Origin of the sequence: Sporosarcina sp. NCCP-2222, assembly GCF_023168145.1 — a bacterium.
In the GTDB taxonomy this organism is placed as follows: domain Bacteria; phylum Bacillota; class Bacilli; order Bacillales_A; family Planococcaceae; genus Sporosarcina.
Genome location: NZ_BQYK01000001.1, coordinates 409,343 through 423,543, shown reverse-complemented (window position 1 = coordinate 423,543; position 14,201 = coordinate 409,343). Strand labels below are relative to the sequence as shown.

Genomic DNA, 14,201 nt, shown 5'->3' with positions numbered 1-14,201 from the left:
GGGATGATTGAAACAATAAAGGAGCCATATTGATGTCGAAAACAGGATTTTGGAGTCATCCTTTAGTTGAAACAGCAGGCTACTTCAGCGTAGTAGTGCTTTGCCTCATCGTTTCCATGGTATTATTCGAGTTAGTAACGAAATACAGGAACTGGGAAGAAATAAGAAAGGGCAATCTAGCGGTCGCCATGGCAACGGGCGGGAAAATATTTGGTGTCGCCAATATATTCCGTTATTCCATCGAACAGCACAACACACTGCCGCAAATGATCGGCTGGGGACTGTACGGATTCGTATTGCTGATTTTTGCGTACTTCCTTTTTGAGTTCCTCACGCCTAAATTCAATATTGATAAGGAAATCGAAGAGGACAACCGATCCGTCGGATTTATTTCATTAACCATTTCCGTAGGTCTCTCGTTCGTCATTGGTGCCAGTATTTCATAGGAGTCGTTGAAAGTGGAAAAATTATCAAAAATATTACTTGTAGTCTGCGTCGTATTTATACTAATCGGCGTTTACTGGATGATGAAACATACACCTTGATCTATCACAGATCGAGCTTAACCTGCAGGCAAACTCATGCGTGACTTGAGTTTGCCTGCAGGTTTTTTGTATTCGTTAGGAAGAAGTAGAAAAAACTTGTGTGCGGTTCGAAAAAATTCTAATGATTCAACTGAAACGCGAGAATTTCCATGTTTTCGCCTGCTGCTGGTCGCGCTGTATGCTTTTGACCATCTAGAAATTCCTTTGATCATTGAGCGTACTTTTCACCTGAAATCTACGAGCGGTTCGGAAGAGGATACGAGCGGTCATGGGTATATACGAGTGGTTCGAAGGAATAAACGAGCGGTTCAACCCTTTCATCTAAACGTTGGAATTCCCATATCATCGCCTGCACCGGGTCGCGCTGAATGCTTTTGACCATCAAGAAATTGAATCAATCGTAGATGTAATCTCTTGTCCTAGATGTCCTGAGAATAAACGAGAAATTCACCCTTTCTCGCCTCAATTTCATGCCATACAAAGGTTGTCACCCTTCACCGAAAAGTACAAAGCAGCTATTTTTTAATAGTCTCTAATTGAGAAGCAGAAATTCTAATCGAATAAGACTTTAGAACAAGGTATTATTTAGCAGAAAATCTAATATTCTATTTGAAAGCGGATTCATTTATAGATATAATTGATTAAATAAGGAATTTTCTAAGTATTGATAAGGGGGGATTCATGATGACAGCACGGCCTTGGCTGGATTTATATCCGGCTGGCATTTCGAAGACGATTGAGTATGATCAAGTTCCGATCCAACAGTTTTTGACGAATTCGGCTCAAAGGTTTCCGGACAAAACGGCTATGCATTTCATGGGGAGAAATATCACGTATCAGGAGTTCTATGAATCGGCGCTAAAGTTTGCGAACTATTTACGGTCAATTGGAATCGAAAAAGGGGATCGAGTGGCTATTATGCTACCCAATTGTCCACAAAGCGCAATTGCGTATTACGGCATTTTGTACACGGGTGGAATTGTCGTTCAGACCAATCCGCTCTATACGGAAAGGGAAATCGCTTATCAAATGGCTGATTCGGGAGCGAAAGCGATTATTTCCTTAGATCTTCTGTTCCCGCGGATTTCTAAGGTGCTGAAAGAAACAGAACTTGAGCATGTGATCATTACGGGCATCAAAGACTACTTGCCCTTCCCGAAAAATGTGATTTATCCTTTCATCCAGAAGAAGGAGCATGGATTGACAGTGAAAGTGGAACATAGGGGGATGAACCATCTCTTCACTGAAATTATGAAAGTTGGCAGTACGGATACAATCACATACGAATTCAATTACGATACCGACATTGCGCTGCTTCAATATACAGGGGGAACGACAGGACCGCCGAAAGGAGTCATGTTGACACATGCGAACCTGATCTCGAATACGCAAATGTGCCGCGAATGGCTCTATCAATGTGAAGATGGAAACGAGACGGTTATGGGAATTTTGCCATTCTTCCATGTGTATGGAATGACGACAGTCTTAATTCTTTCTGTTATGCTGGGGAATAAGATGGTACTATTGCCAAAATTCGATTTCGATACTGCATTGAAAACGATCGATAAGCAGAAGCCCACTTTGTTTCCTGGAGCGCCGACGATTTATATTGGCTTGTTGAACCATCCGAAACTGGCGAGCTTCGATTTGTCTTCCATTAAAGCTTGCATTAGTGGTTCCGCGGCTTTGCCGGTAGAGGTGCAGGACAAATTCGAACGGTTGACAGGCGGCAAGCTCGTCGAAGGATATGGATTGACGGAAACGTCCCCAGTCGCCATCGCAAATTTTGTGTGGGATGGCGAGCGAATCAAAGGCTCCATCGGCGTACCGTGGCCGGATACGGATGTTTGCATTCTTGGTCCGGATAGTTCGGAACCGCTCCCTGTCGGTGAAGTCGGAGAAATTGCAGTAAAAGGTCCTCAAGTGATGAAAGGCTATTGGAATCGTCCAGAGGAGACGGCAGCGACTTTTCGTGACGGCTGGCTGTTGACAGGGGATCTCGGCTATATGGATGCCAAAGGTTATTTTTACGTGGTGGATCGGAAGAAAGATATGATCATCGCCAGTGGTTTCAATATTTATCCGAGAGAAATCGAGGAAGTGCTATACGAGCATGAAGCGGTTCAGGAGTGTGTTGTTGCAGGTGTGCCAGATCCATACCGCGGTGAAACGGTGAAAGCCTATATTGTTCTGAAGGAAGGCAAAGAGGCGACGGAGGAACAATTGGACGCGTTTTGCCGACAACAATTGGCATCTTATAAGGTACCAAGGCAGTATGAGTTTCGGAAAGAATTGCCGAAAACGGCAGTCGGGAAGATTTTAAGACGCGCTTTAGTGGATGAAGAAAAGAAAAAATCTGAAACGAAGTTAGAAGCATCAGTATAACGCTTGACGACAAATGAATAAACGATTAATATGAAAATATGAATGAATCATCATTCATATTTTCTTTTTATGATGGTGGTGAGGATAATGAAGCGGGATAAACCAAAATACAAACAAATCGTAGATGCAGCAGTCGTCGTCATAGCCGAAAACGGGTATCACCAGGCACAAGTGTCGAAAATCGCCAAAGAGGCTGGTGTCGCCGATGGGACGATCTATCTTTATTTCAAAAATAAAGAGGATATCCTTATCTCGGTATTCCGTGAGAAAATGGGGATTTTCGTACATAAGCTTGAAGAAATATTGAAGAAAGAAATCTCAGCAACAGAAAAACTGTTCAAGATGATTGAAAATCATTTCAAAGTTCTGCATGACGATCGCCACCTTGCCATTGTGACACAGTTGGAATTGCGACAGTCGAATAAAGACTTGCGTTTCCGCATTAATGAAGTACTCAAGGAATACTTAGGCCTGCTCGATTCCATTTTGAAGGAAGGGATCGAAAATGGCGAGTTTGATGAACGGCTGGACACCCGGCTCGGCCGCCAAATGGTTTTCGGCACAATTGATGAAACCATTACATCCTGGGTAATGAACGATCAAAAATACGATTTGATGAAACTTGCTCCCGAAGTGCATCGTTTGCTCTTGAATGGAATGAAAGCGTAATCATCGCGAATGAATCTGTTTGATCATGCAATTATCACATTGTAGTAGGAAGGGATTGGTGTTGAATGGAGTGTATTGGGGTTTCTAAGGAAGACGGGGTTGCCGTTCTGACTATTGACCGGCCACCGGCAAATGCTTTGGCAAGTACGGTCATTAAAGAAATAGGGGAAGCGCTGGAACAGATCAAAGATGATCAGTCCGTACGGGTAGTTGTATTGCGCGGAGAGGGAAGATTTTTCTCGGCCGGTGCCGATATTAAGGAATTCACCACGGTTGAATCAGGCCAGGAATTCACGGTTTTATCCGCACAGGGGCAAGAAGTGTTCGAGCGTATCGAAACATATCCAAAACCGGTCATCGCGTCCATTCATGGGGCTGCCCTGGGTGGCGGGCTTGAGCTGGCGATGAGCTGTCACATCCGCCTTGTAACAGAAAAGGCGAAGCTTGGTCTTCCTGAATTGCAGCTCGGATTAATTCCGGGATTTGCAGGAACACAGCGTCTGCCGCGCTATGTCGGTATGGCTAAGGCAGCTGAAATGCTATTGACGAGTGAACCGATCAGCGGGGAAGAAGCAGTCCGGCTTGGCTTGGCGAATCATGCCTATGCAGAAGAAGAGCTGTCTGACAAGACGATGGAACTAGCGAAGAAAATAGCGAAGAAGAGCCCGGTTGCCATGAGAGCCGCCCTTCGGATGCTTCAATATACGAAATCCGAATCCTACTATGAAGGTGTAAAGGCGGAAGCGGATTCATTCGGTGAAGTCTTTGTTTCGGAAGATGCCAAAGAGGGAATACAAGCGTTTATTGAAAAAAGAGAACCTGAATTTAAAGGGAATTAATAGAGGAGGTTACTAGAATGAATATTTATGCGTTAGTGAAACGTACTTTTGATACGGAAGAGAAAATCGCGGTAGCAAACGGAAAGATCGTTGACGACGGTGCTGAGTTCATCATCAATCCTTATGATGAGTATGCAATCGAAGAAGCGATTCAGCTCCGTGACGAGCACGGCGGTGAAGTAACTGTCATCACAATTGGTGATGAAGAGGCTGAAAAGCAACTCCGCACAGCACTCGCCATGGGTGCAGACAAAGCAGTCCTTATTAATACCGAAGACGATTTGGACGAGATGGATGAATATACAGTCGCTAAAATCGTAGCGGAATATTTAAAAGACAAAGATGCAGATTTGATCTTGGCTGGGAACGTAGCGATTGACGGAGGCTCTGGCCAGGTCGGACCGCGTGTTGCAGAGTTGTTGGGTATTAATTATGTAACCACGATCACGAATTTGGAAATCGACGGCACATCCGCTAAAATTGTCCGCGACGTGGAAGGTGATTCCGAAACAATCGAAACGTCACTCCCACTTCTAGTAACAGCGCAACAAGGGTTGAACGAGCCTCGTTATCCTTCCTTGCCAGGAATCATGAAAGCGAAGAAAAAACCGCTTGAGGAACTGGAATTGGATGATTTGGATATCGATGAGGACGATGTGGAACCAAAAACAGAAACTGTCGAGATCTTCCTGCCGCCTGCAAAAGAAGCTGGCCGGGTGCTTGAAGGGGATTTGGCAGATCAAGTGAAGGAACTAGTAGACCTATTGAACAAAGAAGCGAAAGTGCTATAAAACGATTTTCATATTGTAATAGGAGGGACTCATTATGTCTAAAAAAGTATTGGTACTGGGCGAAGCGCGCGAAGGAGCTTTGCGTAATGTATCGTTCGAGGCGATCGCAGCAGCAAAAACAGTTTCGGGCGGCGGAGAAGTCGTCGGGCTGCTCGTTGGAGATGCTGTACAATCGTTAGCAGAAGAAATGATCCAATACGGCGCAGACCGTGTCGTGACGGTAGAACATCCTCATTTGAAGCATTACACTTCCGATGGGTACGGCCAAGCATTTATGGCTGTTTATGAGCAAGAAAAACCAGAGGCGGTCATTTTTGGCCATACAGCGAACGGGAAAGATCTTTCTCCTAAAATCGCGAGTAAATTGGGAACTGGTTTGATTTCAGATGTGACAGCTATCGAAGGAGAAGGGGATGACGCACTGTTCGTTCGCCCAATCTATTCAGGCAAGGCATTTGAAAAAGTGAAAAATAAAGAAGATCTTCTATTCTTTTCGATTCGCCCTAACAATATTGCGCCTTTAGAGAAAGATGCAGGCCGTTCTGGTGAGGCGACTTCTGTTTCTGTCGACATTACGAATCTACGTACTATTATTAAAGATGTAGTCCGCAAGTCTACAGAAGGCGTCGACTTGTCAGAAGCGAAGGTCGTCGTTGCAGGTGGCCGTGGCGTAAAAAGCGCAGATGGTTTCAAGCCGCTTGAGGAATTAGCGAACTTGCTTGGAGGCGCGGTAGGTGCATCCCGTGGTGCGTGTGACGCGGATTACTGTGACTACTCTTTGCAGATTGGCCAAACAGGAAAGGTCGTCACGCCAGATTTATATATCGCAGCTGGCATTTCCGGTGCCATCCAGCATATGGCGGGCATGTCCAACTCCAAAGTAATTGTGGCAATCAATAAAGATCCGGAAGCCAACATTTTTAAAGTGGCAGACTACGGAATTGTAGGCGACCTATTTGAAGTCATTCCGATGATGATCGAAGAGATTAAGAAGGTTAAAACGAATTAATGAAGGCGGGCTCCCCATCGCTGAGGGAGCCTCCTTTTATGGTCAAGCATAAATTTAGCCCCCTTTCTAGGGGCATGCTATAATTCATGAAGAGTTGTATTTTTCAAAAGGAGGAATTACAAAATGGCTATCGTACATGCTACTGATTCAGACTTTAAAGATCAAACAAAAGAAGGACTTGTATTGGTCGATTTCTGGGCTACTTGGTGTGGGCCTTGCAAAATGATCGCTCCAGTTCTTGAAGAACTTGATGGCGATTTGGATGGCAAAGCTAAAATCGTAAAAGTGGACGTTGACGAAAACCAAGCAACTGCTGGTGAGTTCGGCATCATGTCCATTCCTACACTTGTTCTTTTCAAAGATGGCGAAATCGTAGATAAAGCTGTCGGTTTCCAACCGAAAGAACAACTGGCTGAAATGATTGAAAAACACGCGTAATTGACTACGAGAACCGGGAACCTATACAGGAACCCGGTTTTTTGATAGGTGATATAGATGAATGACTTAATCGAACAAAAACTCGCTCTTCTGCCTGATCTGCCAGGCTGTTATCTTATGAAAGACAGGCAGGGGACGATTATTTATGTGGGGAAAGCAAAAATCCTGAAAAACAGGGTGCGCAGTTACTTTACGGGCAGCCACGATGCGAAGACTCAGCGGCTTGTCGGTGAAATCGAGGATTTTGAATATATTGTCACGTCCTCCAATATCGAAGCGCTGATACTCGAATTGAATTTGATCAAACAATATGATCCTAAATACAATATTATGCTGAAGGATGACAAGACTTATCCTTATTTGAAGCTGACATCCGAACGGCATCCTAAACTCATTGTCACCCGGCTGCTGAAAAAGGATAAAGGGAAGTATTTTGGTCCGTATCCAAATGCGACGGCTGCCCATGAAACAAAAAAGTTGCTCGATCGGCTTTATCCTTATCGGAAATGCCATACCTTGCCGGATCGTGTCTGCCTTTATTACCATTTAGGACAATGTCTGGCCCCATGTGTCAATGAAGTTGCAGTCGAGACGTATAAAGAGATGACTGACAACATTACCCGTTTTTTGAATGGCGGCTATAAGACGGTGAAAAAGGAACTGACCGAAAAAATGCAAGTGGCGGCAGAAAATCTGGAGTTTGAGCGGGCGAAGGAATACCGTGATCAGATTGCCAACATCGAGGCTGTCATGGAAAAGCAGACAATGACAATGAATGATTTCACGGATCGTGATATTTTCGGTTATGCAGTAGAAAAAGGGTGGATGTGCGTCCAAGTCTTTTTCGTACGGCAAGGGAAACTGATTGAACGGGATGTCTCCATTTTTCCACTTTACCAGGATCCTGAAGATGAATTCCTCACGTATATCGGGCAATTTTACGGAAAGACGGGTCATCTGCTACCGAAGGAAATCTTATTGCCGGACGGAGTCGATTTGGAGATCGTGAAGCAGCTGCTCCAAACGAACAGCTATATTCCACAGCGCGGGAAAAAGAAAGATCTTGTAAAGCTCGCCGCGAAAAATGCAAAAATATCGTTGCAGGAAAAGTTCCAGTTGATTGAGCGGCAGGAACAGCGCACAATCGGCGCATGTGACGAACTCGGCGAGGCCATGAACATCGCTACTCCATTCCGAATTGAAGCGTTCGATAACTCGCATACTGGTGGTGTCGATGCTGTTTCGGCCATGGTGTCTTTTGTTGACGGCAAACCGAACCGCAAGGATTACCGCAAGTATAAGACCAAAACAGCTGCAGCACACGACGATTATGGAGCAATGCGGGAAGTGGTCCGAAGGAGATATATCCGGGTGTTGAAAGAGAATCTGCCTTTACCTGACTTGATCATTATTGATGGAGGAAAAGGGCAGATGGAAATTGCACGGGAAATCATTGAGGATGAACTTGGGTTATCCATACCGATTGCAGGGTTGGCGAAAGATGATAAGCACCAGACGGCCCAGTTGCTTTATGGCAATCCAATCGAGATTGTACCATTAAAGAAGACGAGCGAAGCTTTTTATTTGCTTCAGCGTATACAGGACGAAGTGCATCGGTTTGCGATTACGTTTCACCGGCAACGGCGGGACGCTGGTTCTCTAACTTCTTCACTGGATTCGATTCCTGGCGTCGGTGCCAAGCGGAAAAAACAGTTATTAAAGCATTTCGGTTCAATGAAGAAGATAAAAGCAGCCAGTGTAGATGAACTGAAAGAGGCGGGGCTTCCGGTTTCTGTCGCTAAACAGGTAGTGGAGCACTTCAGCGGAGAAGGGAAAGAGGAGTAGAAAGTTCTGCATAATATAACTTTCGGATAGAGGATGCATGGGAAGCGAAAGAATGCCAGACTGTCGCCTTGCAGACAAAGCGATGGTCGGCTTTATCCACAAGATCGAGTCTAGGGAATGCAAGGATCAATTTTCTACTATTGTTTTGACATCCCACTTGGCAATAAAACGGACACGGTCATGCTGGGTTTCTTTCTGTCCATAGCATTCGGTCAGAAAGCCATTCAGTTTTTGAAGCTGTTCGGCAATAAAACCCGCTTCCAATTGAAATGACCGATTTTCAATGAGGAGTCGTTCGAACGGACCTAATACGAACTGCATCTCATCTTTGTCTTCTTTTTCCAATATAAGTTGACCCCATCCTGCTTCTGTAAAAAAGGAGGGCAGCTCATCCGTTTCAAAGATTGGGAACTTCCGTGCGACATCCTTGCCCGACCAATATAAGATGTCATCTTCGTGCTTTCCTAAGATCGTAGGCAAAACATGATCGCGCAATATTTCGTATCCGAGCCGTGTCGGTGTTTCATATGTAGGTTTTTCCACTTGTCATGCAATCCTTTCGGAAGAAAAATCTGGTTGTGTGTTTCCAGTAAGTAAGGGGTATATAAAAGTCCAGATCGCCTTGACCTGCTCAAAAGTGAGGAGTACAATGTACATGTTATATATTGTACCATGAAGAGCCATGCCGTCAAAGGCTCATGGGACGATCAGTTCTGCAATTGATTTGCTGGCTCATATATAAGGGAGGGTAAAAGACTTGTCGAGAGAATCAGATTTTTACTTGCGCCGACTGCATTCATTGCTCGGAATCATTCCGGTTGGGTTATTTGTTACCCAGCACTTGGTAGTCAACCACTTTGCAACTCGCGGTGAAGAAGCATTCAATAACGCGTCCAATTTTATGGGGAACTTGCCTTTCGTTCTTTTCTTGGAATGGTTTGTTATTTATATTCCATTAATGTTTCACGCGTTCTACGGTGTCTACATAGCTTTCACTGCGAAAAACAATGTACAGCGCTATGGGACGTTCCGTAACTGGATGTTCCTTCTTCAACGTGTGACGGGTGTATTCCTCGTCATTTTCATTGCATGGCATATTTATGAAACACGAATCCAAAAAGCTCTTGGAACAGAAGTGAACTTTGATATGATGCATGACATCCTATCGAATCCGTTCATGCTTGTGTTCTACATTCTTGGTGTGATTTCTGCAACTTTCCACTTGGCAAATGGCCTTTGGTCATTCTGCGTTACTTGGGGAATTGCACAATCTCCACGTTCCCAAACCATCGTATCTTATATTACGATCATCGCATTCTTGGTTCTTTCCGTTATCGGCGTTCAGGCTTTGCTTGCATTCGTTTGATCCGGGAGAGCTGGCATATAAGAACTATGTGACTATGTAAAATTTGAGGAGTGAAACAATAATGGCTAAAGGCAGATTGATTGTCGTCGGAGGCGGTCTTGCAGGCTTGATGGCTACCATCAAAGCAGCAGAAGATGGAGTCTCAGTCGACTTATTCTCGCTCGTTCCGGTGAAACGCTCCCACTCCGTATGTGCACAAGGCGGCATTAACGGAGCAGTGAACACGAAAGGGGAAGGCGATTCACCAGCCATCCACTTTGACGACACTGTGTACGGAGGAGACTTCTTGGCTAACCAGCCGCCAGTCCAAGCAATGACTGAAGCGGCACCGGGAATCATCCGTTTGATGGACCGGATGGGAGTAACTTTCAACCGTACTCCGGAAGGATTATTGGATTTCCGCCGTTTTGGTGGTACATTGCATCACCGAACGGCTTTCGCTGGCGCTACAACAGGACAGCAACTTCTTTACGCACTTGACGAGCAAGTACGCCGCTTTGAAGTGGCAGGCTTGGTTCAAAAGTACGAGCACTGGGAATTCCTTGGCATCATCATGGATGACGAAGGGGTTTGCCGCGGTATTAAAGCGCAAAATATGAAAACGATGGAGATCAAAGCGTTCAAAGGTGATGCTGTCATCATGGCGACTGGCGGACCTGGGATCATCTTCGGAAAATCAACGAACTCTGTTATTAATACAGGTTCTGCGGCATCCATCGTCTATCAGCAAGGTGCTAAATATGCGAACGGTGAATTCATCCAAATCCATCCAACTGCGATTCCTGGAGACGATAAGCTTCGCCTCATGAGTGAATCCGCTCGTGGTGAAGGCGGACGGATCTGGACGTATAAAGATGGCAAGCCTTGGTACTTCCTTGAGGAAAAATACCCGGATTACGGAAACCTTGTACCACGTGATATTGCAACACGTGAAATTTTTGATGTCTGCGTGAATCAAAAATTGGGTGTCAACGGGGAAAACATGGTATACCTTGACCTTTCCCATAAAGATCCGCATGAGTTGGATATCAAACTTGGCGGTATCATCGAAATCTATGAGAAATTTACAGGGGAAGACCCTCGTAAAGTTCCAATGAAAATCTTCCCTGCCGTTCACTATTCAATGGGTGGCCTATGGGTTGACTACGAACAGCACACTAGCATTCCTGGCCTCTTTGCGGCGGGCGAATGTGATTATTCACAGCACGGTGCGAACCGTCTCGGCGCTAACTCGCTTCTTTCTGCCATTTACGGCGGTATGGTTGCAGGTCCGGAAGCTGTCAAGTATATGAGAGGCGTAAAACGGACGGCTGAAGAGCTTCCTTCCTCCATTTTCGAAACAGCTATTAAAGACGAGCAGCAGAAGTGGGATGAAACCTTGAAGATGGACGGTACGGAAAATGCGTACGTTCTCCACCGTGAACTTGGTGAAGTCATGACGGATAACGTTACGGTTGTTCGTTACAATAAGAACCTTCAAGAAACTGATTACAAGCTTCAAGAGCTTTTGGAGCGGTACGAAAACATCAATATTACGGATACACAAAAATGGTCTAACCAAGGTGCGACATTTACTCGTCAATTGAAGAATATGCTATACTTGGCTCGCGTCATTACGCTGGGAGCATTGAATCGTAACGAAAGCCGTGGAGCCCACTATAAGCCGGAGTTCCCGAACCGTGACGATGATAACTTCTTGAAGACGACGATTGCGGAATTCGATGGCAAGTCTGCACCGATTATCTCTTATGAGGAAGTCGATGTATCATTGATTCCACCTCGTAAACGCGATTATTCCGCGAAGAAAGGAGATTGACGGAAGTGAGTGAGCAAACTACTGCCGTAAGAGAGGCAACTGCTAAAAAAACGGTCCGTTTTGAGATTCAACGCCAAGATACTCCTGATTCCAAACCTTATTGGGAAAGCTTTGAAATAGACTATCGGCCGAATATGAACGTCATTTCGGCTTTGATGGAAATCCGGAGAAATCCGGTAAATGCAGAAGGCAAGAAGACGACACCTGTAAACTGGGACATGAACTGTCTGGAGGAAGTTTGTGGTGCTTGTTCGATGGTCATCAATGGCCGTCCGCGTCAATCTTGTACAGCATTGATCGACCAATTGACACAGCCGATTCGCTTGGAACCAATGCGTACGTTCCCGGTTGTCCGTGACTTGATTGTCGATCGTGAATTCATGTTCGATTCCCTTAAGCGGGTTAAGGCGTGGATTCCAATTGACGGTACGTATGATCTTGGCGACGGTCCTCGTATGCCGGAACGCAAGCGTCAATGGGCTTATGAGCTTTCCAAATGTATGACTTGCGGTGTATGCCTTGAAGCGTGCCCGAACGTCAATGATAAAACGAACTTCATTGGTCCAGCTTTGATTTCCCAAGTTCGCTTGTTCAACTCTCACCCAACTGGTGCGATGAACCGTGACGAGCGTCTGGAAACACTTATGGCCGATGGCGGTATCGGTGAATGCGGTAACTCGCAAAACTGTGTCGTTGCTTGTCCGAAAGGAATTCCTTTGACAACGTCCATCGCAGCGATGAACCGTGCAACTACGGTACAAATGTTCAAGAACTTCTTCGGAAGCGACCATATGGTAGACTAAGATTTGCGCAAGAGCCTCTCAGCGGGTAACGACCCCTGGGAGGCTTTTTTTGGTTTCGGATTCCTTTTACTCGTTATCTTCAAATATTCTTTCCAATTTGTTATAATAAAAGAATGAATGTTCATTCATTTTAATAAAGGGAGAGATGATCATGATACCAAGCTATATTGGGGACTATGCAACATGGGAAGCAGGGTTTGAGTTTTCGGTTCCGGTGACGGTGCGTTTTTCGGAAACAGATATGTACGGACATTTGAATAACACGGTGACATTTGCCTATTATGAATATGCCCGCATCGAATTTCTAAAAACAATCGGCCAGATGGAAGATTGGCTGGATCCGCAGGGAACGACCATTCCTGTCGTTGCGGATCTACAATGTGATTACAGAAAACAAGTGTTTTTCGATGAAACGGTTACTATATATGTGAAAGCGGCCTCTATTGGAAACAGTTCGGTCGACCTTCATTATATGTCGAAAAATGAAAAAGGGGATGTTGTATTTACGGGACGGGGTTCAATTGTTCAAGTAAACCGGGAAACAGGTCGAGCTGTTCCATGGACCGACGCACAAAAGTCGCAGTTCCTAAAGAAAGTCGCCATCTAGCCGGCACAGCATAATCCCTCCTGACATATTGTAAAGTGAACGTTGGATAGGAGGGGCGCGTCTTGACAGGAGAAATGAACAACCGTTCTTTGCTTACAGCAAGGGAAAGAGAGATCTTTGATCTTTTGGTAGATGATCATACGACAAAAGAGATCGCAGGACGGCTCGGCATAAGCGAAAAGACTGTAAGGAACCACATCTCGAATACGATTCAAAAACTCGGGGTTTCAGGCAGAGCTCAAGCAATTGTCGAATTGTTGCGATTAGGAGAGTTGAAACTGAATTAAGCACGAACGATTGGTGGTTGTCACGAAATAGCTGCCAGCATTGTCTAACCAAAAGGGTACTATGAAAATATTGTCTATGTCGTTATTCTGTAAAACTGTTGCGTTATGAAAGAAAAAAGGTGACAATAAGTACACAGTATTTGTTTTGTGGGAGCTGGTTAACGTGTTGGAACAACAACAGTCACATCCCGACAGCAATGAGAATATCGCACGTATGGAGAAGGAATTGCGGTATATTGCAGGGATCATTAAACAACAAGGTCGCAAAATATTAAGCAACTATACGATTACACCTCCTCAATTCATCGCCTTGCAATGGCTTTTTGAACATGGTGATATGACAATTGGCGATTTATCGACAAAGATGTATTTGGCCTTCAGTACCACTACTGATTTAGTAGATCGCATGGAGAACAATAATCTGGTTAAGAGAGTTCGTGACGAACAAGATCGTCGTGTCGTCAGGATTCATTTACTGAGTGAAGGCGAACGCATCATCGAAGAAGTGATCGAAAAGCGCAGAGACTATTTAAATTCCGTGTTGACTGATTTTAATGATGATGAGTTACAGGAATTTTCTCGTATGTTGACAAAATTACACCAAGAAATGCAGAAGGATTGAGGGGTTCGTGTGGAAGCACCAATAGGAGTGATCGATTCAGGTGTCGGGGGCTTAACTGTTGTCAAGGAGTTGCTTAACCGGCTGCCTAATGAACCGATCGTATATATAGGCGATGATGCACGCTGTCCATACGGTCCGCGATCAGCAGAAGAAGTTATCCAGTTTACTGTCGAAATGGC

15 protein-coding genes are annotated in these 14,201 nt (G+C 44.9%); 14 read left to right on the top strand and 1 reads right to left on the bottom strand.

Translation table 11 applies throughout. The features are described 5' to 3' along the window. Nucleotides 1-32: 32 nt before the first annotated feature. The 8 genes from NCCP2222_RS02330 to uvrC all read left to right on the top strand — a co-directional run bounded on the left by NCCP2222_RS02330 (nucleotide 33) and on the right by uvrC (nucleotide 8,521). Nucleotides 33-446 carry a DUF350 domain-containing protein gene (locus NCCP2222_RS02330; protein ID WP_248509227.1) on the top strand — a complete coding sequence of 138 codons (414 nt, stop codon included), beginning with the start codon at nucleotides 33-35 and terminating at the stop codon, nucleotides 444-446. 783 nt (nucleotides 447-1,229) lie between these two features. Continuing rightward, nucleotides 1,230-2,930, top strand: coding sequence for a long-chain-fatty-acid--CoA ligase (locus tag NCCP2222_RS02325; protein ID WP_282570631.1), 1,701 nt, complete (start codon nucleotides 1,230-1,232; stop codon nucleotides 2,928-2,930). Nucleotides 2,931-3,017: 87 nt separating this feature from the next. Beyond that, nucleotides 3,018-3,599 carry a fatty acid metabolism transcriptional regulator FadR gene (locus NCCP2222_RS02320; protein WP_238082443.1) on the top strand — a complete coding sequence of 194 codons (582 nt, stop codon included), beginning with the start codon at nucleotides 3,018-3,020 and terminating at the stop codon, nucleotides 3,597-3,599. A gap of 65 nt (nucleotides 3,600-3,664) precedes the next feature. Continuing rightward, nucleotides 3,665-4,438 (top strand): enoyl-CoA hydratase, encoded by a 774-nt coding sequence (locus NCCP2222_RS02315; protein ID WP_248509224.1) that lies wholly within the window; start codon nucleotides 3,665-3,667, stop codon nucleotides 4,436-4,438. 17 nt (nucleotides 4,439-4,455) lie between these two features. Then, nucleotides 4,456-5,229 (top strand): electron transfer flavoprotein subunit beta/FixA family protein, encoded by a 774-nt coding sequence (locus NCCP2222_RS02310; protein WP_248509223.1) that lies wholly within the window; start codon nucleotides 4,456-4,458, stop codon nucleotides 5,227-5,229. Between the two features lie 34 nt (nucleotides 5,230-5,263). Next, nucleotides 5,264-6,238 (top strand): electron transfer flavoprotein subunit alpha/FixB family protein, encoded by a 975-nt coding sequence (locus NCCP2222_RS02305; RefSeq protein WP_248509222.1) that lies wholly within the window; start codon nucleotides 5,264-5,266, stop codon nucleotides 6,236-6,238. Nucleotides 6,239-6,361: 123 nt separating this feature from the next. After that, the gene (gene trxA, locus NCCP2222_RS02300; protein WP_238082435.1) at nucleotides 6,362-6,676 is read left to right on the top strand and encodes a thioredoxin; all 315 of its coding nucleotides are present in this window, start codon (nucleotides 6,362-6,364) and stop codon (nucleotides 6,674-6,676) included. A 57-nt stretch (nucleotides 6,677-6,733) separates the two neighbouring features. Continuing rightward, nucleotides 6,734-8,521 (top strand): excinuclease ABC subunit UvrC, encoded by a 1,788-nt coding sequence (gene uvrC / locus NCCP2222_RS02295; RefSeq protein WP_248509221.1) that lies wholly within the window; start codon nucleotides 6,734-6,736, stop codon nucleotides 8,519-8,521. Between the two features lie 126 nt (nucleotides 8,522-8,647). On the opposite strand, the gene NCCP2222_RS02290 is transcribed toward uvrC, so the two are convergent. After that, nucleotides 8,648-9,064: a YslB family protein gene (locus NCCP2222_RS02290; RefSeq protein ID WP_248509220.1), complete on the bottom strand. Its 417-nt coding sequence runs from the start codon at nucleotides 9,062-9,064 to the stop codon at nucleotides 8,648-8,650. 214 nt (nucleotides 9,065-9,278) lie between these two features. Between NCCP2222_RS02290 and NCCP2222_RS02285 the strand changes: the two genes are divergently transcribed. The 6 genes from NCCP2222_RS02285 to NCCP2222_RS02260 all read left to right on the top strand — a co-directional run bounded on the left by NCCP2222_RS02285 (nucleotide 9,279) and on the right by NCCP2222_RS02260 (nucleotide 14,022). Then, nucleotides 9,279-9,887 carry a succinate dehydrogenase cytochrome b558 subunit gene (locus NCCP2222_RS02285; RefSeq protein ID WP_248509219.1) on the top strand — a complete coding sequence of 203 codons (609 nt, stop codon included), beginning with the start codon at nucleotides 9,279-9,281 and terminating at the stop codon, nucleotides 9,885-9,887. A gap of 61 nt (nucleotides 9,888-9,948) precedes the next feature. Beyond that, entirely contained in the window at nucleotides 9,949-11,703 is a 1,755-nt protein-coding gene (sdhA, locus tag NCCP2222_RS02280; protein ID WP_248509218.1) for a succinate dehydrogenase flavoprotein subunit, read from the top strand. Further along, the gene (sdhB, locus tag NCCP2222_RS02275) at nucleotides 11,700-12,506 is read left to right on the top strand and encodes a succinate dehydrogenase iron-sulfur subunit (RefSeq protein ID WP_248509217.1); all 807 of its coding nucleotides are present in this window, start codon (nucleotides 11,700-11,702) and stop codon (nucleotides 12,504-12,506) included. Before sdhA ends, sdhB begins: the two co-directional genes overlap by 4 nt. 151 nt (nucleotides 12,507-12,657) lie before the next feature. Then, nucleotides 12,658-13,113 (top strand): acyl-CoA thioesterase, encoded by a 456-nt coding sequence (locus NCCP2222_RS02270; RefSeq protein ID WP_248509215.1) that lies wholly within the window; start codon nucleotides 12,658-12,660, stop codon nucleotides 13,111-13,113. A 74-nt stretch (nucleotides 13,114-13,187) separates the two neighbouring features. Next, nucleotides 13,188-13,400 (top strand): helix-turn-helix domain-containing protein, encoded by a 213-nt coding sequence (locus tag NCCP2222_RS02265; RefSeq protein WP_184207831.1) that lies wholly within the window; start codon nucleotides 13,188-13,190, stop codon nucleotides 13,398-13,400. A 214-nt stretch (nucleotides 13,401-13,614) separates the two neighbouring features. Further along, nucleotides 13,615-14,022, top strand: coding sequence for a MarR family winged helix-turn-helix transcriptional regulator (locus tag NCCP2222_RS02260; RefSeq protein WP_248509773.1), 408 nt, complete (start codon nucleotides 13,615-13,617; stop codon nucleotides 14,020-14,022). Nucleotides 14,023-14,201 lie beyond the last annotated feature (179 nt).